Genomic DNA, 19,040 nt, shown 5'->3' with positions numbered 1-19,040 from the left:
AGCTCTCCCTTGATCCATGAGGGAACGTGCACAAAGCATGCCTGATGCGACAAAGTTTCTTTATTTGAGAAATAAGGCCGGGAAGCGTCTCGCTTCTTCCATCCCGACTCTTCGCGGTGATAAAAAAGCATGCCTCAGCGCTTGAGGCATGCCTATCGGTTCAACAAGCTGCCGACATAGCGGAGCAATTCGTTGGCCGATGTGGAGTTATATCCGTACTCATCAATCAAGCGGGCGACAACCTCATTAATTTTTTTCAGCTGCTGCTCATCCGGCGTTTTCGTCGATGTTGTAATTTTTACGATATCTTTTAGATCCGCGAACAGCTTTTTCTGAATCGCTTCGCGCAGCCGTTCGTGGGAATTGTAGTCAAACCGCTGCCCTTTGCGCGCATAGGCGGAGATCCGAATCAAAATTTCTTCGCGGAACGCCTTTTTGGCATTTTCGGAAATGCCGATTTGTTCTTCAATGGAGCGCATCAGCTTCTCATCCGGGTTCATTTCCTCACCGGTGAGCGGGTCGCGCAGCTTCGTTTTGTTGCAATACGCTTCGACGTTGTCCAAATAGTTGTCCATCAGCGTTTTCGCCGATTCTTCATACGAATAGACGAACGCCTTTTGCACTTCTTGCTTGGCGATTTCATCATATTCTTTGCGCACGAGTGAGATGAAGTTCAAATACCGTTCACGGTCTTCTTTAGAGATGGATGGGTGCTGATCCAACCCTTCTTTCAGCGAACGAAGCACATCGAGCGCGTTGATCGACGGCACTTCTTTCCGGATGATGCAGGCCGAAATGCGGTTGATGACATAGCGCGGATCGATGCCGCTCATCCCTTCGTCCGGATGTTCTTTTTTCAACTCCTCGACATCGACTTCGTTGAACCCTTCGATCATCTCTCCGTCATACAAGCGCATTTTCTTCAACAAGTCCACATCCGGTCGTTTTGATTCTTTCAGCCGCGTCAAAATCGTAAACATGGCCGCAATGCGCAGCGTGTGCGGGGCAATATGCACGTTAGCGACATCGCTTTCGCGAATCATCTTTTCATAAATGCGCTCTTCTTCCGAGACGCGCAAGTTATATGGAATCGGCATTACGATAATGCGGGAATGGAGCGCTTCGTTCTTTTTGTTGGCGATAAATGACCGGTACTCGGTTTCGTTCGTATGGGCGACGATCAGTTCATCAGCGCTGATCAACGCAAACCGCCCGGCTTTGAAGTTGCCCTCTTGCGTCAGCGACAGCAAATGCCAAAGAAATTTTTCATCGCATTTTAACATTTCCTGAAATTCCATAATGCCGCGGTTCGCCTTGTTCAGCTCGCCGTCAAACCGATATGCCCGCGGGTCGGACTCCGAGCCATACTCAGCGATGGTCGAGAAATCGATGCTTCCCGTCAAGTCAGCAATATCTTGCGACTTCGGATCGGACGGGCTGAACGTCCCGATGCCAACGCGCCGATTTTCCGAAAAGAAAATGCGCTCCACCATCACGTCTTCGATTCGGCCGCCGTATTCTTTCTCCAACCGCATCATATTGAGCGGCGACAGCTCCCCTTCAATGCGAATGCCGTATTCGCGGTAAAAATCGTCGCGCAAATGGTGGGGAATGAGGTGAAGCGGATCTTCATGCATCGGGCACCCTTTGATCGCATAAACGGCGCCGCGGTCCGTTTTCGAATATTCCTCGAGCCCGCGTTTCAAGAGCGTCACTAGCGTTGACTTCCCGCCGCCGACCGGGCCCATCAGCAGCAAAATCCGCTTGCGTACATCCAACCGCTTCGCCGCCGGGTGGAAATATTCTTCAACTAACCGTTCCAGCGCTTCTTCCAGCCCGAACAGATGCTGGCTGAAAAACTTATACCGCTTTCGGCCGTTCACCACCTCAACTCCAGCGTCTTTGATCATATGATAAACGCGCGAATGAGCCGACTGGGCCACCCACGGCTTTTCTTTTAAAATCTCTAAATACTCGGCAAACGTCCCTTCCCATTTCAGCTTCTCTTCTTCTTCCCGATATCGAGCGATTTTTTGCAAAATATCCATAAAGGACCTCCTCACCCTCGGATGTCTAACAGAAAGATTATTACAATTTATGCGAGGATGTCCTGTATCATTCGCCGCAAAAAAATTTTGTCTCCTGACGGCCAAACGCGGTCATTCACATGCTTGGCCATATCCGCTATAATAAAGGGGAAAACGCCTTGAAGGAGGGGCAAACGATGCGCACCTTGCTTGTGCTCGGAGTGATCATTGCTTTCTTAACGGCCATTTTCACCGCCGGCTATGAGGACAAACCCGGCGTGAAATAAAGCCCAAAAAAACGACCTCCGTCGCGAAGGTCGTTTTTTTGTTTTGCGCCTACGACAACCCGTGAAACCGTTGCTGGCGCAGCGCTTCATACACTAAAATGGCCGCCGTATTTGATAAGTTCAGGGAACGGACTTTGTCGTTCATCGGGATGCGAAGGCAGCGATCCATATTGGCCTCGAGCAAGTCTTTTGGCAATCCGGTCGTCTCGCGGCCGAACACAAAGAAAATATCCTTGGTTGTATCGCTAAAGTCAAACGAATCATAATACTGCCGGCCGAATTTCGTAATGAAGTAAAACTCGCCTCCCGGAAACCGGGCAAACAACTCGTCAAGCGAATCGTAATAGGAAAGATTGACATAAGGCCAGTAGTCAAGGCCAGCGCGCTTTAACATTTTATCGTCCGTCGAAAATCCGAGCGGACGGATGAGATGGAGCGCCGTATCCGTCGCCGCGCACGTACGGGCGATGTTCCCGGTGTTGGCTGGAATTTCTGGTTGGTATAGTACAACATGAAGCGGCATGTTCTTCACCTCAACAACATCGTTTATTTGCGATCCATGATATGAAAAAATTTATACCGGATGTTTGGGGTGTAAGCGCTCGAATCTTCGTAGGACCAATAACGCATCCGACTGTTGGTAGTATGGGCGTTCACAAGCGGCATCCCCTCTTGGTCTTTGGCCACTACGATCGCCGAATGGTCAAAGCGCCCGTCCCCTTGAAAATCATAACAAATGACATCGCCTGCCATCAATTGTCCCGGTTCGGAAACTTCCACCGCCTGCAAGCCGATGCGCGACCCGCTTAAGTACCAGCGCAGGGAATGAGCGACGGCCCAGCTGTAGCTCCAGCTCCCGTTTTGGCACCACCACCCCCGCGCCCGATTCGGGTAACCCGTCATAGGCACCCCACCTGCGTACAGGCATTGGGAGACAAAATTGGTGCAATCAACAGGAAAAGACGGGAACGCCGGGTTGTGACGATTCCACCATGTTTCCGCGTACCGCACCGCCTGAGCGCGGTCATATTGATAGGAAAGCCGCTCTCCCCGCCATTGCTCACGCTCCACCCGCGGCGCCTCGACATTCCCTCCCGTCCGGCTGATCCGATCGTCGGCAACCCATTCGCCGTTTACAAACCGCGCGCACCGCTCCTCGACTTGCTCTTCCACATATAAAATGTCTCCTTGTTTCAGCAAAAACTGATGATGGGCCACATACACCAGTTTGGTTTCCCGTTCGACCGTCTGTCGTCCGACGATTTGCCCACGAATCGAACAGCGAACGATTTCCACTCCTCGTTTTTGGCAGAGCTTCTGTTTTCTCGTGATCTCTTCATCCTTTAACCCGTTTCCTGACACAAACGAGCGGGCCCGCTCGTTCAGCCGCTCGCGCAATCGTTGTTTCATGCCGTTCCCCACTTTCGTTTTTGTTACTACCTTATGTGGGGAAGCGGCTGTTCTTTCCCGCTTCTTTGCGGCATCCGTCCCGCCCTTTACCCGTTTCCCTCATCGCTTAGGAGGGCGGGGATTTAAGGGAGCAAGCCGCTTATCAAGCTTGTTTATCAAATAGAAGAGCCTTGTCGCATCAGGATCGTCTTTCAAACTCTCCCCCATTGTTCAAAAGAAACAACCGTTTTTCACCAGCCATCTAGGGGAAGCGGAAGCTCGTTTTCACCAGCCTTCCCGTTACTTTAGGAGGGCGGGGATTTCGTGTAAAATGCTACTATCCCACCAGTTTCTCAATTAGAGAAACCTTGCAGAATCAGCTTTCTTTTCTGACGCTGTCCTCCAACAGTTTCAGCCCTTTTTCAATTTCAGCAAGCACCACCTCATCCGTCTCCGTCCGTCTAGCTTCATCGAGATGCGGTCGCACGCTGGCATCGCCGATTTTTCCGAGCGCCCATGCGGCCGTCCCACGGATGACCGGGCGGCTGTCTTCTTTCAACAGCCGCAACAAATGCGGCACCGCCGTTCGGTCTTTGTAATGGGCAAGCGCCAAGATGGCATTGCGCTGAATCGGTTTTTTTCCGCGCCATGAACCAGCCATGGCGCCGAATTTTTCTTGAAACTCACGATTGCTCATTTGAAGAAGCGGAATCAGCTTCGGTTTGACCGCCTCCGGATCGGGTTCAAATTCCGGATGGAAATGAAAATCTTTCCCTTTGTTTTCCGGACAGACTAACTGGCACGTGTCGCAGCCGTACAACCGGTTGCCGATTTTCTCGCGAAATTCATCGGCCAAAAAGTCTTTTGTTTGTGTTAAAAACGAGATGCACCGTTGCGCGTTTAGCTGCCCTCCTTGCACGAGCGCTCCGGTCGGACACGCATCGATGCATTTCGTACATGTGCCACATCGATTTTCAATCGGCTCATCAGGGGGAAACGGAATGGTTGTGATCATTTCCCCTAAATAGACGTACGAGCCAAATTCCGGCGTAATGATCGAGCAGTTTTTCCCGCTCCAACCGATCCCGGCCCGCTCAGCCACAGCGCGATCGGCCAGCTCTCCAGTATCGACCATCGAACGAACGCGGGCGTGCGGCACTTTGGCAAGCAAAAACTCCTCAAGCTGCCGTAAACGATCCCGCAATACAACATGATAATCTTTGCCCCACGATGCACGGCAAAAAAGGCCGCGCCGCTCCGTCTTTGTCCCCCGCGGCGCCTGCTTCATTTTCGACGGATAAGCGAGCGCAATGGCAATGATTGATTTGGCCTCAGAAAGCAGCAAATCGGGATTCGTTCGTTTTTCAATATCCTTTTCCTCAAATCCGGACTGGTAGCCAAGCTCTTGCTGGCGTCGCAATCGTTCTTTTAGTTCCACAAATGGATCGGCGCTGGCAAATCTAATTTTATCAATACCGATCGTCCGGCTGTACGCAATCAACTCTTGTTTTAAGGCGACAACATCCATTGTTTTCCCTCCTTTCGACTCCTATGATAAAATAAAGCGCGAGGTGATTGACATGAACTATATCGTATCAGAAGAGCTGAAACGGCGTCTCCCTTCCGGAAAGTTCGGAATCATCTGCTACCGGCACATCGAAGTAGGAGATTCGCCCCAAATGCTAAAAGGACGGTTGCAACTGTTTCAGGAATCAATTTATATCGAACTGCAGGAAAAAACGATCCATGACATTCCTGAACTGGCCGAATGGCGTCACGTATTCAAGCAAATCGGGACGGATCCCGCTCGTTATCGCCCATCGAGTGAAAGTCTGTATCGGCGCATTCAAAAGAAGCACTTTCTTCCTTCCATTCATTCAGCAGTGGATGTCAACAATTTCTTTTCACTCTATTATAAGATTCCGCTCGGCATCTACGACCTTGACCGCATACACGGGACCGTGACCGTAACCATCGGTGCTGAACAAGACGAATATGTCGCTTTAAACGGCCGAACGGTCAACTTTGCCAACAAACTTGTCAGCAAAGATGCATACGGTCCATTCGGCAGTCCGATCGTCGATTCGGAACGGACGGCCGTCACTCGTGACACCAAAAACGCCTTACAGATTGTATACTTTCCACCTTCCATCGCCAAAGACGTCGCCCATCGCCAGCTCGAAGCCATGCAAGCGATGTTCACGCAAATCCATGGCGGCGAAGCGGATGTTCAACTGCTTGAATGACATGTTCCTCCCGCTTCGGTGAATCGCAGGCGGGAGGGGATCGCAATAAAAAAACGCAATGCCTCGTTCATCGACGAAACGAAACACTGCGTTGTCCCCAATCTTTCTGCTATGGAACCCATTATACCTCATGATGGCCTATTCGGCAAGAAAAAGCGCAATTTTCGACAAAAACAAGTTTGATAAAATGGCACCAAGTTGCCTGGTGCCATAAGCAGTGACCCGTACGGGATTCGAACCCGTGTTACCGCCGTGAAAGGGCGGTGTCTTAACCACTTGACCAACGGGCCATGCATGGCGGAGAAGGCGGGATTTGAACCCGCGCGCCGCAAAACTGCGACCTAACGGTTTAGCAAACCGTCCCCTTCAGCCACTTGGGTACTTCTCCAGAGAAAATGGCTCCGCAAGTAGGATTCGAACCTACGACCTACCGGTTAACAGCCGGTTGCTCTACCGCTGAGCTATTGCGGAACGATTCAACACCATGTCCGTTTTCCTACGGGCTACCATACCGTTGCTCCATCCGGCAATGGTGGGACAACGGTTCACCGTTATTATAGCGAATCATCCGACAATATGCAATGGGAAATAGTGGGCCTAAGTGGACTTGAACCACCGACCTCACGCTTATCAGGCGTGCGCTCTGACCAGCTGAGCTATAGGCCCATCCAAAAGCGGGTGATGGGAATCGAACCCACGACATCAGCTTGGAAGGCTGAGGTTTTACCACTAAACTACACCCGCACATCGATTTCTTCAACCATTCACCACGCAATTTCGCGCCTCTTCCTCTACCAGCACATTCAAAGAAGCGGAATGCGTCGAGGCTACTCGCAGCCTATTCGGTGAAGCTAAGGCTCGTGGCTGAGGTTTTACCACTAAACTACACCCGCACATCGATTTCTTCAACCATTCACCACGCAATTTCGCGCCTCTTCCTCTACCAGCACATTCAAAGAAGCGGAATGCGTCGAGGCTACTCGCAGTTCATTCGGTGAAACTAAGGCTCGTGGCTGCAATTTTTACCAAGAGCTTACTGGTTTTAGAAAGAAAAAGGGCGACTAGTGGGAATCGAACCCACGCATGCCAGAGCCACAATCTGGTGCGTTAACCACTTCGCCATAGTCGCCATGATGTTGATGCCGGCTGCAGGACTTGAACCCGCAACCTACTGATTACAAGTCAGTTGCTCTACCAATTGAGCTAAGCCGGCATAAATCCATATTATGCAATGCTTATCGTTTTTCCTAATAGTCAACTGGTCGAAAAAAGCGGAACGCTCAAACCGAGTTGATGCCGTCTCATTCTATTTGTGCCAACGGAGCTAAATGAGACGATTATTTATGGCGGAGGAGGAGGGATTCGAACCCCCGCGCGCCTTGCGGCGCCTCTCGGTTTTCAAGACCGACCCCTTCAACCACTTGGGTACTCCTCCAAAAAACAACAATAATGGTGGACCTTGTAGGATTCGAACCTACGACCGGACGGTTATGAGCCGTCTGCTCTAACCAGCTGAGCTAAAGGTCCGATAAGAGTGGCGGTGGAGGGGATCGAACCCCCGACCTCACGGGTATGAACCGTACGCTCTAGCCAGCTGAGCTACACCGCCAAAACGGATGAAAAAGTGGAGCCTATCGGATTCGAACCGATGACCTCCTGCGTGCGGGGCAGGCGCTCTCCCAGCTGAGCTAAGGCCCCAAAATGGTCGGGAAGACAGGATTTGAACCTGCGACCTCACGGACCCGAACCGTGTGCTCTACCAAGCTGAGCTACTTCCCGATAAAACGCGCTCGAGAGGATTCGAACCCCTAACCTTCTGATCCGTAGTCAGATGCTCTATCCAATTGAGCTACGAGCGCAAGTGCCGAGGGCCGGACTCGAACCGGCACGGTAGTCACCTACCCCAGGATTTTAAGTCCTGTGCGTCTGCCAATTCCGCCACCCCGGCGGCAGTGGAGCGGAAGACGGGGTTCGAACCCGCGACCCCCACCTTGGCAAGGTGGTGTTCTACCGCTGAACTACTTCCGCAACATGATGAGCCATGGAGGACTCGAACCTCCGACCCTCTGATTAAAAGTCAGATGCTCTACCTACTGAGCTAATGGCTCATGGTTTGGTATACACCCAAATATTTGACGATGCCCCTTCCTCTACCAGCCGACTCAAAGATGCCGATTGCGTCGGGACAACTCGCAGTTAACTCGAAGATGTATTGCTTGTTACTGAGCGAATGGCTCATGATGGCCCTTAGTGAAGCACACACTTGCATACTCTCAAGCAAAAGAAAAGATGCCGGCTGCAGGACTTGAACCCGCAACCTACTGATTACAAGTCAGTTGCTCTACCAATTGAGCTAAGCCGGCGAATGGTGGCTCGGGACGGAATCGAACCGCCGACACAAGGATTTTCAGTCCTTTGCTCTACCGACTGAGCTACCGAGCCATATGTTATTTTTTAACTCGCTCATTGATTGTTCTATGCCTCTTCCTCTACCAGCTGATTCAAAGATGCTTGATGCGTCGAGGCAACTCGCAGCAAACTCGATGATGCTGATGCTCGTCTCTACCGACTGAGCTACCGAGCCATATGTTATTTTTTAACTCGCTCATTGATTGCTCTATGCCTCTTCCTCTACCAGCTGATTCAAAGATGCTTGATGCGTCGAGGCAACTCGCAGCAAACTCGATGATGCTGATGCTCGTCTCTACCAAGAAAGCAACCAAAATATATAGGGTTGTCATAATTTTTAAACAAAGACGGTCCCGACGGGACTCGAACCCGCGATCTCCTGCGTGACAGGCAGGCATGTTAACCACTACACTACGGGACCTTGTTGGTTGCGGGGGCAGGATTTGAACCTGCGACCTTCGGGTTATGAGCCCGACGAGCTACCGGACTGCTCCACCCCGCGACGATAAAAGATCAGTATCATTGAAATATTTGTTGCCTCTTCCTCTACCAGTTGATTCAAAGATGTTCGATGCGTCGAGGCAACTCGCAGCGTATTCGATGAAGCAAATGCTCGTTGCTCCACCCCGCGACGATAGAAGATGAACTTATTTCAATGATGCGCTGAGTTTTGTTTTGTATGTTTGAAAGTGGTGGAGGATGACGGGATCGAACCGCCGACCCCTTGCTTGTAAGGCAAGTGCTCTCCCAGCTGAGCTAATCCTCCATAAGTATCCGCCTAGCAGCGACCTACTCTTGCAGGGGCGCTGGCCCCAACTACCATCGGCGCTGGAGGGCTTAACTTCCGTGTTCGGGATGGGAACGGGTGTTTCCCCTCCGCTATCACCACTAGGCTATTATCGACACATTTTATTATAAAGAAAGTAAGCAGATTGTCAAGGGCTTTTTCATTCCTTCAAAACTAGATAACCGTCGGAAGAAGCCGCGTTTCGTACTGTCTAGCTCCGGCCGCCATCGGCTCGCGACGCTTCGGTCCTGCTGTGGCGGCATAGCCTCCTCGCAGGCCCTCCAGCGCGTTTCGCCGATCGGCGGGCGGCCTCCGCTTTTCTAGGTTAAGCCCTCGATCGATTAGTATCCGTCAGCTCCACGTGTCGCCACGCTTCCACCTCGGACCTATCGACCTCGTCATCTTCGAGGGATCTTACTCGCCTAACGCGATGGGAAATCTCATCTTGAGGGGGGCTTCACGCTTAGATGCTTTCAGCGCTTATCCCGTCCGCACATAGCTACCCAGCGGTGCCCCTGGCGGGACAACTGGTACACCAGCGGTGCGTCCATCCCGGTCCTCTCGTACTAAGGACAGCTCCTCGCAAATTTCCTACGCCCGCGACGGATAGGGACCGAACTGTCTCACGACGTTCTGAACCCAGCTCGCGTACCGCTTTAATGGGCGAACAGCCCAACCCTTGGGACCGACTACAGCCCCAGGATGCGATGAGCCGACATCGAGGTGCCAAACCTCCCCGTCGATGTGGACTCTTGGGGGAGATCAGCCTGTTATCCCCGGGGTAGCTTTTATCCGTTGAGCGATGGCCCTTCCATGCGGAACCACCGGATCACTAAGCCCGACTTTCGTCCCTGCTCGACCTGTCCGTCTCGCAGTCAAGCTCCCTTGTGCCTTTGCACTCTCCGAATGATTTCCAACCATTCTGAGGGAACCTTTGGGCGCCTCCGTTACCTTTTGGGAGGCGACCGCCCCAGTCAAACTGCCCACCTGACACTGTCTCCCACCCCGCTAAGGGGTGCGGGTTAGAATTTCAATACCGCCAGGGTGGTATCCCACCGGCGCCTCCACCGAAGCTGGCGCTCCGGCTTCTCAGGCTCCCACCTATCCTGTACAAGCGATACCAAAATTCCATATCAGGCTGCAGTAAAGCTCCACGGGGTCTTTCCGTCCTGTCGCGGGAAACCTGCATCTTCACAGGTAGTATAATTTCACCGGGTCTCTCGTTGAGACAGCGCCCAAGTCGTTACACCTTTCGTGCGGGTCGGAACTTACCCGACAAGGAATTTCGCTACCTTAGGACCGTTATAGTTACGGCCGCCGTTTACTGGGGCTTCGGTTCGCACCTTCGCTTCCGCTCAGCGCTCCCCTTAACCTTCCAGCACCGGGCAGGTGTCAGCCCCTATACGTCGCCTTTCGGCTTCGCAGAGACCTGTGTTTTTGATAAACAGTCGCTTGGGCCTTTTCACTGCGGCTCTTCCAGGCTCTTCACCCGAAAGAGCACCCCTTCTCCCGAAGTTACGGGGTCATTTTGCCGAGTTCCTTAACGAGAGTTCTCCCGCGCGCCTTAGGATTCTCTCCTCGCCTACCTGTGTCGGTTTGCGGTACGGGCACCTCTTCCCTCGCTAGAGGCTTTTCTTGGCAGTGTGAAATCGGGGACTTCCGGATGACTCCGTCGCCATCACAGCTTGGCCTTCCGGCCAGCGGATTTGCCTACTGGCCAGCCTCACTGCTTGGACAGGCTCTTCCAGCCGCCTGCTCGCCCTATCCTCCTGCGTCCCCCCATCGCTCCAACGGGAAGGAGGTGGTACAGGAATCTCCACCTGTTGCCCATCACCTACGCCTTTCGGCCTCGGCTTAGGTCCCGACTAACCCTGAGCGGACGAACCTTCCTCAGGAACCCTTAGGCTTTCGGCGCAGAGGATTCTCACCTCTGTTTTCGCTACTCATACCGGCATTCTCACTTCTAAGCGCTCCACCAGTCCTTCCGGTCTGGCTTCTCTGCCCTTAGAACGCTCCCCTACCGATGACCAACGGTCATCCCGCAGCTTCGGCGGCACGTTTAGCCCCGGTACATTTTCGGCGCAGAGTCACTCGACCAGTGAGCTATTACGCACTCTTTAAATGGTGGCTGCTTCTAAGCCAACATCCTGGTTGTCTTCGCAACTCCACATCCTTTTCCACTGAACGTGCACTTGGGGGCCTTAGCTGGCGATCTGGGCTGTTTCCCTCTCGACCACGGATCTTATCACTCGCAGTCTGACTCCCGGGCATAAGTCGTTGGCATTCGGAGTTTGACTGGGTTCGGTAACCCGATGAGGGCCCCTAGCCCAATCAGTGCTCTACCTCCAAGACTCTTACACCCGAGGCTAGCCCGAAAGCTATTTCGGGGAGAACCAGCTATCTCCAAGTTCGATTGGCATTTCACCCCTACCCACACCTCATCCCCGCACTTTTCAACGTGCGTGGGTTCGGGCCTCCAGCCGGTGTTACCCGGCCTTCACCCTGGACATGGGTAGATCACCTGGTTTCGGGTCGACGACGACGTACTTCACGCCCTGTTCAGACTCGCTTTCGCTGCGGCTCCGCCTTCCCGGCTTAACCTCGCACGCCATCGTCACTCGCCGGTTCATTCTACAAAAGGCACGCCATCACCCATGAACGGGCTCTGACTACTTGTAGGCACACGGTTTCAGGTTCTCTTTCACTCCCCTTCCGGGGTGCTTTTCACCTTTCCCTCACGGTACTGGTTCACTATCGGTCACTAGGAAGTATTTAGCCTTGGGAGATGGTCCTCCCTGCTTCCGACGGGATTTCCCGTGTCCCGCCGTACTCAGGAACCGCTCGGGAGGGAACGAAGTTTCGACTACAGGGCTCTCACCTTCTCTGGCCGGCCGTTCCAGACCGGTTCGTCTACCCCGTTCCTTTCTCACTCCCACAGTGAGCGGTCCTACAACCCCAAGAGGACTCGCCTCTTGGTTTGGGCTGTTCCCGTTTCGCTCGCCGCTACTCAGGGAATCGCGTTTGCTTTCTTCTCCTCCGGGTACTAAGATGTTTCAGTTCCCCGGGTGTGCCCTCCATGCCCTATGGATTCAGGCATGGATCCTGCCCCATTACGGACAGGGGGTTCCCCCATTCGGACATCTCCGGATCGACGCTTGCTTACAGCTCCCCGGAGCGTTTCGGCGTTTGCCCCGTCCTTCATCGGCTCCTAGTGCCAAGGCATCCACCGTGCGCCCTTTCTAGCTTAACCTACAGCGTCTCGGCTTCTTCCTTTACTTCTGCGGTTATCTAGTTTTCAAAGAACGATGTTTGCCATTGAGAGAACATCACTCGTTCCCTCAAAACTGAACGAAACGAAAGCGCCATGTTCATGCATATGGACTACTGTCTAGCTCCAGCGCCTGGCTCTCTTCTGCCAAATAACCTTCCCCCTCGGGGTGCAAGCACCCCTCTGGGTGAAGAACATTTGGCTTCGAGAGCCGATCGCGGCGCTTCCGCTTTTCGTACTGTCTAGCTCCGGCCGCCATCGGCTCACGACGCTTCGGTCCTGCTGCGGCGGCAACGGCCTCCTCGCAGGCCCTCCAGCGCGTTTCGCCGATAGGCGGGCGGCCTTCGCTTTTCCCCTTAGAAAGGAGGTGATCCAGCCGCACCTTCCGGTACGGCTACCTTGTTACGACTTCACCCCAATCACTTGCCCCACCTTCGGCGGCTGGCTCCCGTCAGGGTTACCGCACCGACTTCGGGTGTTGCAAGCTCTCGTGGTGTGACGGGCGGTGTGTACAAGGCCCGGGAACGTATTCACCGCGGCATGCTGATCCGCGATTACTAGCGATTCCGGCTTCATGCAGGCGAGTTGCAGCCTGCAATCCGAACTGAGAGCGGCTTTTTGGGATTCGCTCCCCCTCGCGGGTTCGCTGCCCTTTGTACCGCCCATTGTAGCACGTGTGTAGCCCAGGTCATAAGGGGCATGATGATTTGACGTCATCCCCACCTTCCTCCGACTTGTCGCCGGCAGTCCCTCTAGAGTGCCCAACTGAATGCTGGCAACGAGAGGCGAGGGTTGCGCTCGTTGCGGGACTTAACCCAACATCTCACGACACGAGCTGACGACAACCATGCACCACCTGTCACCCTGTCCCCCCGAAGGGGGAACGCCCAATCTCTTGGGTGGTCAGGGGATGTCAAGACCTGGTAAGGTTCTTCGCGTTGCTTCGAATTAAACCACATGCTCCACCGCTTGTGCGGGCCCCCGTCAATTCCTTTGAGTTTCAGCCTTGCGGCCGTACTCCCCAGGCGGAGTGCTTATCGCGTTAGCTGCAGCACTAAAGGGTGTGACCCCTCTAACACTTAGCACTCATCGTTTACGGCGTGGACTACCAGGGTATCTAATCCTGTTTGCTCCCCACGCTTTCGCGCCTCAGCGTCAGTTACAGGCCAGAGAGCCGCCTTCGCCACTGGTGTTCCTCCACATCTCTACGCATTTCACCGCTACACGTGGAATTCCGCTCCCCTCTCCTGCACTCAAGCTCCCCAGTTTCCAATGACCCTCCACGGTTGAGCCGTGGGCTTTCACATCAGACTTAAGAAGCCGCCTGCGCGCGCTTTACGCCCAATAATTCCGGACAACGCTCGCCCCCTACGTATTACCGCGGCTGCTGGCACGTAGTTAGCCGGGGCTTTCTCGTGAGGTACCGTCACCGCGCCGCCCTCTTCGAACAGCGCTCCTTCGTCCCTCACAACAGAGCTTTACGACCCGAAGGCCTTCTTCGCTCACGCGGCGTCGCTCCGTCAGGCTTTCGCCCATTGCGGAAGATTCCCTACTGCTGCCTCCCGTAGGAGTCTGGGCCGTGTCTCAGTCCCAGTGTGGCCGGTCACCCTCTCAGGCCGGCTACGCATCGTCGCCTTGGTGAGCCGTTACCTCACCAACTAGCTAATGCGCCGCGGGCCCATCCGCAAGTGACAGCCAAAGGCCGCCTTTCAACCAAAGACCATGCGGTCTTCGGTGTTATCCGGTATTAGCTCCGGTTTCCCGGAGTTATCCCGGTCTTGCGGGCAGGTTGCCCACGTGTTACTCACCCGTCCGCCGCTGACCCAACCAGAGCAAGCTCCGATTCGGTCCGCTCGACTTGCATGTATTAGGCACGCCGCCAGCGTTCGTCCTGAGCCAGGATCAAACTCTCCAAAAGAAAGTGGATTGGCTTTGTGAGCTTCAGCGCCGACACCAAACGTGTCAAGCAGCCTCCGCTTTTCGGATTGTCTAGCTTCGGCCGCTATCGGCTCGCGACGCTTCGGTCCTGCTGCGGCGGCGATAGCCTCCTCGCAGGCCCTCCAGCGCGTTTCGCCGATAGGCAAGCGGCCTCCGCTTTTCGGATTGTCTAGCTTCGGTCCGCCGCCGCTCGGGGTCAAATAACCTTCCCCCTCGGGGTGCAAGCACCCCTGTGGGTGAAGAACATTTGCCCGTCGCGGCGACCCGCGGACCTCAGCTTTTCGTTGCGCTTCGTTTCGTTCAGTTTTCAAGGAACAAGATTTTTGCCCTTTGAAAGCGGCTTTTACATCATAGCACTTTTATTATCTGCTGTCAACATCTTTTTTATTCGTTATTATTTCTGTGATGTTTTATTGCCGCAACAGCGATTTAAAATATATCATCGTTCGACAAGCAAGTCAATAGCTTTTTGAAACGAAATAGCATTCATTCGTCCTCAGGCGATTTTTCTTTCTTTTTTCGCTCTGCCCGTGATTTATGGTATATTGGTGTTTAGGAGGGACAATCATGGCCATCAAATATTCAAGTAAAATTAATAAAATTCGTACGTTCGCCTTGAGCCTCATTTTTATCGGGGTCATCGTCATGTATGTTGGACTATTTTTCCGTACGTCCCCAATTATTATGACATTGTTTATGGTGTTCGGAATGTTGTTTCTTGTCGCGAGCGGCATCGTCTACTTCTGGATCGGCACGCTCTCGACAAGAGCCGTTCAAGTCGTTTGTCCTTCATGCGGCAAGGTGACAAAAATGCTCGGGCGCGTGGACTTATGTATGTTTTGTCGCGAGCCGCTGACGTTGGATCGCGAGCTTGAAGGGAAAGAGTTCGATGAAAAATACAACAAAAAAAGGAAAAGCTGATAGCCCCTTTTGCGCTATCAGCTTTTTAATTTGTCCGTCCTCCACCTCGTTGGCAATCAGGACATACCCCGTACACTTCCATCCGGTGATGATCGACTTTAAATCCAGTAACGTGAGCGGCAAGCTGCTCGACTTCATCGAGCGCTGGATAGTGGAAATCGACAATTTTGCCGCACTGCTCACAGATGACGTGATAATGATTGGATGTGACAAAGTCAAATCGGCTTGACGAATCCCCATATGTCAGCTCTTTAACAAGCCCGATTTCTTTAAAGACCCGCAAGTTGTTGTAGACGGTCGCTACGCTCATATTAGGGAATTTCCCTTCCAGCGCTTTATATATCTCATCAGCCGTCGGATGGGACATTGAGCTGATCAAATACTCCAATATCGCATGACGCTGCGGCGTAATGCGTATGCCCGTCTTTTTTAGCATGTCCAGCGCTTCCTTGAGTTGCTCATTGACAGACACCGTCATGCACCTCACTCTCTGCAAAAGATGAAAAAAATTATCATTTTATAATATTTATAATTAGTCTACAAGGAATGTAGGCGTTTTGTCAATATACATACCATTAATATATCGGACTTGCGCGTCTTTATTTAACAAAAAGAGGGCGGAAATCGTTTCCGCCCGCCACAATTCATTCATTTGAGGAGGTTACTATGCATCATACGCAAAAACGTTGTTCTTGCTTGGACGCTTACCTAGATGAGGCCAATCGGGCCACCTGCGCGAGCGTCTCATCGACGTGCCCCTTTACTTTCACCCCGCGCCATTCTTTGACCAATGTTCCATCGGGGGCGATAATGAACGTCGAGCGCTCGATGCCCATGTATTCTTTGCCAAAATTCCGCTTTTTCTTCCAGACCCCATACAGTTCTGCCACCTGATGCTGCTCATCGGAAAGAAGCAAAAACGGCAATTCATACTTCTCAACGAACGTTTCATGCCGCTTGACTGGGTCTGTGCTCACCCCTAAGATGACGGCATTCAATTCGTTAAACCGTTCATAGCGGTCGCGAAAATCGCATGCCTCGGTCGTGCACCCAGGCGTCATGTCCTTTGGATAAAAATAAAGAATGACATACTGACCACAAAAATCGGAAAGCGACACCATTTCCCCGTTGCTTGCTGGCAAAGTGAAATCCGGGGCTGGCTGGCCAATCACTGCCGTCATGGCATTCCCTCCGTCTTCGTTGTTTTCTTTTAGCGTAGCGAAGACGAAGAGAATTTGCAACTGTCAGCGATGGTCCCAGTCAAATACAGTGCGCGTGACAATGACAGCAGGCATAATGTAGCCGAGAAGCGCTTCGGCAATGGCGATCCACCGACCGATGCCGATCGGGGTCACATCCCCGTACCCGACGGATAAGAGCGTCATACCGCTTAAGTACAAGCTATCCTCAAGCAAAGCGAGACGTTCTCCTGTGGCACTGTTCGGAGACGGAGTAAACACTTGATGGCCGTTGATCTGCAAAATCATGTAAATCATAGCAAACCCAAGCATCATTGTTACGTACCACTGAACAAGCACCCATAAGCTGTCGAGCGAAAGCCGGTGCGTCGCTTGCACGCGCGCCGTCCAAAGCGAGGTGATACTGCCTAGGAGGACGGCGGCAATCACTCCGAGGAAGGCGTAATCCATCGCATCCCCCCATCTTTGTCCGTTGTTCATATATACGTGGCCGGACAAGCAATTATGACGGGGAGGAACCAGCGGGGAGTGAAACCAACCGACCGCACCAAGGCGCCGTCTGTCGAGTGGCTCATCCAGTCAAATGGCAAGTTGTCATTTTGACCGAACGCACTCCTCACTGGAAAAAAAAGCGGGCAGCCAGCTCAGTGAGGCGCAAATCGCGTTGTCATGGCGACTCCTCACCGGAAAAAGAAGCGGGCCAGCACCTCTTTCAGCGTCGCGGCGCTGTGGTGAAACCAAGTTTGCTCGTGATCGTCCAGCTCGATTTCAATCACTTCGCGGATGCCATTACGGTTGATGACCGCTGGTACGCCGATATAGACGTCGCGTTCACCGTATAAGCCGTCCAAATAAGCCGAGACGGTCAAAATGGCATTTTCGTTATGCAAAATGGCACGCGTCACGCGGGCAAGCCCCATGGCGATGCCGTAGTATGTCGCTCCTTTTTTCTCGATAATTTGATAAGCAGCGTCACGAACGTTGGCAAAAATGCGCTCCAAATCCTCCCTTGCCTGTTCTCCTTTCGATTCGATCCACTTGCGGATCGGCACCCCGCCGATGTCAGCCTGGCTCCAGACCGGAAGCTCGGTATCGCCGTGTTCCCCGATAATGTAGGCGTGGACATTCGTCGGGGCGATGGCGAAATACTCGCCTAATAAAAAGCGAAAGCGGGCGGTGTCCAAAATCGTGCCCGATCCGATTACTCGTTCTGGCGGCAGGCCGCTGAACTTCCACGTCGCATATGTTAAAATATCAACCGGATTGGTGGCGACAAGAAACAATCCTTGAAACCCGGATGCCATAACCGATTCAACGATCGAGCGGAAAATGGCGATATTTTTATCCACTAGATCAAGCCGCGTCTCGCCTGGTTTTTGATTGGCGCCGGCGCAAATGACGACTAAATCAGCGTCGCGGCAGTCGCGGTAATCGCCATGCCAAATGTCCGTGGGCTTCGGCGCAAACACTTTCCCATGGTTGAAATCCATCGCATCGCCCGCAGCTTTATTTTCATTCGCATCGATGAGCACAATTTCATCGGCAATCCCTTGGTTCAATAAAGCAAAAGCATAACTGGCGCCGACAAACCCGGTGCCGATGACCGCCACGCGATTTCCTCCTCCGTTTTTCATCGCTGTCTCCCTCCTCATTATTGTGAATATATTCACAAATTATTTTACACGATGAAGCGAGAACTATGCATAAACGATTATGGCAATTGTTTGGCCGTTGTTTGGCATTTTTATGACAGCCTCCGTTAAGCAAAAAACGGACGGGGCAGTCAGCTCCCCGTCCCGCGATACCACCTCACCCCAGCGTTCCAAAGCATGACGGCGATGGCAAAAAACAAGGCGCCGACGACCGGAGTGAAAAACGCGTAGCCATACCATTCTTCCTTGCGGAGAAAATACGAAGCCGGATAGACGCCGACGAAGGCAAACGGCAACACCCACGTTAAAATATAGCGGATGACGCGATGGTAAATATCGACCGGGTAGCGGCCATAGCTGCTGATGTTGTACATCATCGGCATGATGGATGTGCGGGCATCGGCAAAAAAGCTAATCGTCGCCAGCGAAATGAAAATGCCGGCATAAATCAACACCCCGCCGACCACAAGCAAAATAAACATCAAGGCATCATACCAATGGAACGAAAGCGACAAGCGGCTGCCGACATACACCATAATGACCAGCCCGGGCACAGCGCCAAGCAACGATTCGAGCTCCATTCGCTCGAGAATGATCTGAAACAGGCTGTGCACCGGGCGCGTCAACACGCGGTCCATTTCGCCTTGGACAATGTAGCGCTCATTAAAATCCCATAAGTTGAAAAAGGCCGCAAATACGGCGTACGGCACGAGGAAAAAGCCGTAAATGAACAACATCTCATCGCGCGACCAACCGTGAAGGAGCGGCGTATGGCTGAACACAACGAGCAAAAAGATCAAGTTGACGGCCTGAGCCATCAAGTCGGACAGCCACTCTACGAACAAATCGGCACGATATTGCAGTTTCGTCTTCATATATTGCCCCATGTATTGAACAAACACCGATACGTAAAACAA

The 19,040-nt window shown here is 52.8% G+C and carries 12 protein-coding genes, 21 tRNA genes and 3 rRNA genes; 3 read left to right on the top strand and 33 right to left on the bottom strand.

Going from position 1 to position 19,040, the window contains the following annotated elements; translation table 11 throughout:
• Positions 1 to 152: 152 nt before the first annotated feature.
• On the bottom strand, positions 153 to 2,048 hold the full coding sequence (locus tag NST29_RS03405; protein WP_033018531.1) for a PrkA family serine protein kinase: 1,896 nt from the start codon (positions 2,046 to 2,048) through the stop codon (positions 153 to 155).
• Positions 2,049 to 2,167: 119 nt separating this feature from the next.
• Between NST29_RS03405 and NST29_RS03400 the strand changes: the two genes are divergently transcribed.
• Positions 2,168 to 2,314 carry a hypothetical protein gene (locus tag NST29_RS03400; protein ID WP_156102749.1) on the top strand — a complete coding sequence of 49 codons (147 nt, stop codon included), beginning with the start codon at positions 2,168 to 2,170 and terminating at the stop codon, positions 2,312 to 2,314.
• Between the two features lie 49 nt (positions 2,315 to 2,363).
• Here the strand turns inward: NST29_RS03400 and trmL are convergent, their stop codons facing one another.
• From trmL to queG, 3 genes are all read right to left on the bottom strand, one after another.
• Positions 2,364 to 2,837 (bottom strand): tRNA (uridine(34)/cytosine(34)/5-carboxymethylaminomethyluridine(34)-2'-O)-methyltransferase TrmL, encoded by a 474-nt coding sequence (gene trmL / locus NST29_RS03395; protein WP_033018532.1) that lies wholly within the window; start codon positions 2,835 to 2,837, stop codon positions 2,364 to 2,366.
• A gap of 23 nt (positions 2,838 to 2,860) precedes the next feature.
• Complete coding sequence (locus tag NST29_RS03390) at positions 2,861 to 3,724, bottom strand: amidase domain-containing protein (RefSeq protein ID WP_033018533.1); 864 nt, start codon at positions 3,722 to 3,724, stop codon at positions 2,861 to 2,863.
• Between the two features lie 355 nt (positions 3,725 to 4,079).
• Positions 4,080 to 5,231 carry a tRNA epoxyqueuosine(34) reductase QueG gene (queG, locus tag NST29_RS03385; protein WP_033018534.1) on the bottom strand — a complete coding sequence of 384 codons (1,152 nt, stop codon included), beginning with the start codon at positions 5,229 to 5,231 and terminating at the stop codon, positions 4,080 to 4,082.
• A gap of 52 nt (positions 5,232 to 5,283) precedes the next feature.
• Here queG and NST29_RS03380 point away from each other — a divergent pair, with 52 nt between their 5' ends.
• On the top strand, positions 5,284 to 5,949 hold the full coding sequence (locus tag NST29_RS03380; protein WP_033018535.1) for a phenylalanine--tRNA ligase beta subunit-related protein: 666 nt from the start codon (positions 5,284 to 5,286) through the stop codon (positions 5,947 to 5,949).
• A gap of 218 nt (positions 5,950 to 6,167) precedes the next feature.
• Here NST29_RS03380 and NST29_RS03375 read toward each other — a convergent pair.
• The 24 genes from NST29_RS03375 to NST29_RS03260 all read right to left on the bottom strand — a co-directional run bounded on the left by NST29_RS03375 (position 6,168) and on the right by NST29_RS03260 (position 14,331).
• A tRNA-Glu gene (locus tag NST29_RS03375) sits at positions 6,168 to 6,239 on the bottom strand.
• 5 nt (positions 6,240 to 6,244) lie between these two features.
• Positions 6,245 to 6,337: transfer RNA gene (locus NST29_RS03370), tRNA-Ser, on the bottom strand.
• Positions 6,338 to 6,345: 8 nt separating this feature from the next.
• Positions 6,346 to 6,420, bottom strand: a tRNA-Asn gene (locus NST29_RS03365).
• A gap of 121 nt (positions 6,421 to 6,541) precedes the next feature.
• A tRNA-Ile gene (locus NST29_RS03360) sits at positions 6,542 to 6,615 on the bottom strand.
• Between the two features lie 7 nt (positions 6,616 to 6,622).
• Positions 6,623 to 6,693 (bottom strand) — tRNA-Gly (locus NST29_RS03355).
• Between the two features lie 312 nt (positions 6,694 to 7,005).
• A tRNA-His gene (locus NST29_RS03350) sits at positions 7,006 to 7,078 on the bottom strand.
• A gap of 11 nt (positions 7,079 to 7,089) precedes the next feature.
• Positions 7,090 to 7,162: transfer RNA gene (locus tag NST29_RS03345), tRNA-Thr, on the bottom strand.
• 131 nt (positions 7,163 to 7,293) lie between these two features.
• Positions 7,294 to 7,384: transfer RNA gene (locus tag NST29_RS03340), tRNA-Ser, on the bottom strand.
• Positions 7,385 to 7,399: 15 nt separating this feature from the next.
• Positions 7,400 to 7,476, bottom strand: a tRNA-Ile gene (locus NST29_RS03335).
• 8 nt (positions 7,477 to 7,484) lie between these two features.
• Positions 7,485 to 7,558, bottom strand: a tRNA-Met gene (locus NST29_RS03330).
• A gap of 16 nt (positions 7,559 to 7,574) precedes the next feature.
• A tRNA-Ala gene (locus NST29_RS03325) sits at positions 7,575 to 7,647 on the bottom strand.
• A gap of 4 nt (positions 7,648 to 7,651) precedes the next feature.
• Positions 7,652 to 7,728, bottom strand: a tRNA-Pro gene (locus NST29_RS03320).
• Positions 7,729 to 7,734: 6 nt separating this feature from the next.
• Positions 7,735 to 7,808, bottom strand: a tRNA-Arg gene (locus tag NST29_RS03315).
• A gap of 3 nt (positions 7,809 to 7,811) precedes the next feature.
• Positions 7,812 to 7,897 (bottom strand) — tRNA-Leu (locus tag NST29_RS03310).
• Between the two features lie 5 nt (positions 7,898 to 7,902).
• A tRNA-Gly gene (locus tag NST29_RS03305) sits at positions 7,903 to 7,977 on the bottom strand.
• 7 nt (positions 7,978 to 7,984) lie between these two features.
• Positions 7,985 to 8,057, bottom strand: a tRNA-Lys gene (locus NST29_RS03300).
• A gap of 182 nt (positions 8,058 to 8,239) precedes the next feature.
• Positions 8,240 to 8,312, bottom strand: a tRNA-Thr gene (locus NST29_RS03295).
• Between the two features lie 3 nt (positions 8,313 to 8,315).
• Positions 8,316 to 8,391 (bottom strand) — tRNA-Phe (locus NST29_RS03290).
• A 315-nt stretch (positions 8,392 to 8,706) separates the two neighbouring features.
• Positions 8,707 to 8,779: transfer RNA gene (locus NST29_RS03285), tRNA-Asp, on the bottom strand.
• A 4-nt stretch (positions 8,780 to 8,783) separates the two neighbouring features.
• Positions 8,784 to 8,860, bottom strand: a tRNA-Met gene (locus NST29_RS03280).
• A gap of 188 nt (positions 8,861 to 9,048) precedes the next feature.
• A tRNA-Val gene (locus NST29_RS03275) sits at positions 9,049 to 9,124 on the bottom strand.
• Between the two features lie 10 nt (positions 9,125 to 9,134).
• Positions 9,135 to 9,251, bottom strand: a 5S ribosomal RNA gene (gene rrf / locus NST29_RS03270).
• 215 nt (positions 9,252 to 9,466) lie between these two features.
• Positions 9,467 to 12,395 (bottom strand): 23S ribosomal RNA (locus NST29_RS03265).
• Positions 12,396 to 12,773: 378 nt separating this feature from the next.
• A 16S ribosomal RNA gene (locus NST29_RS03260) occupies positions 12,774 to 14,331 on the bottom strand.
• Together the 16S, 23S and 5S rRNA genes with 21 tRNA genes alongside form the textbook arrangement of a ribosomal RNA operon.
• 587 nt (positions 14,332 to 14,918) lie before the next feature.
• Here NST29_RS03260 and NST29_RS03255 point away from each other — a divergent pair.
• The gene (locus tag NST29_RS03255; RefSeq protein ID WP_033019299.1) at positions 14,919 to 15,272 is read left to right on the top strand and encodes a YgzB family protein; all 354 of its coding nucleotides are present in this window, start codon (positions 14,919 to 14,921) and stop codon (positions 15,270 to 15,272) included.
• 25 nt (positions 15,273 to 15,297) lie between these two features.
• Here NST29_RS03255 and perR read toward each other — a convergent pair whose 3' ends face one another.
• From perR to NST29_RS03230, 5 genes are all read right to left on the bottom strand, one after another.
• Positions 15,298 to 15,750 carry a peroxide-responsive transcriptional repressor PerR gene (gene perR / locus NST29_RS03250; RefSeq protein ID WP_033019301.1) on the bottom strand — a complete coding sequence of 151 codons (453 nt, stop codon included), beginning with the start codon at positions 15,748 to 15,750 and terminating at the stop codon, positions 15,298 to 15,300.
• 226 nt (positions 15,751 to 15,976) lie between these two features.
• Complete coding sequence (bcp, locus tag NST29_RS03245; RefSeq protein WP_033018900.1) at positions 15,977 to 16,453, bottom strand: thioredoxin-dependent thiol peroxidase; 477 nt, start codon at positions 16,451 to 16,453, stop codon at positions 15,977 to 15,979.
• Between the two features lie 63 nt (positions 16,454 to 16,516).
• Entirely contained in the window at positions 16,517 to 16,921 is a 405-nt protein-coding gene (locus NST29_RS03240; protein WP_033018898.1) for a potassium channel family protein, read from the bottom strand.
• A gap of 230 nt (positions 16,922 to 17,151) precedes the next feature.
• Positions 17,152 to 18,105, bottom strand: coding sequence for an L-lactate dehydrogenase (locus NST29_RS03235; protein ID WP_033018896.1), 954 nt, complete (start codon positions 18,103 to 18,105; stop codon positions 17,152 to 17,154).
• Positions 18,106 to 18,254: 149 nt separating this feature from the next.
• Positions 18,255 to 19,040, bottom strand: a complete 786-nt coding sequence (locus tag NST29_RS03230; RefSeq protein WP_033018894.1) for an ABC-2 family transporter protein — start codon at positions 19,038 to 19,040, stop codon at positions 18,255 to 18,257.

Source organism: Geobacillus sp. FSL W8-0026, assembly GCF_037966255.1.
GTDB lineage: Bacteria > Bacillota > Bacilli > Bacillales > Anoxybacillaceae > Geobacillus > Geobacillus icigianus.
Note: the sequence above shows the minus strand (reverse complement) of the source record. Positions and strands in the feature narration are given on the sequence as shown.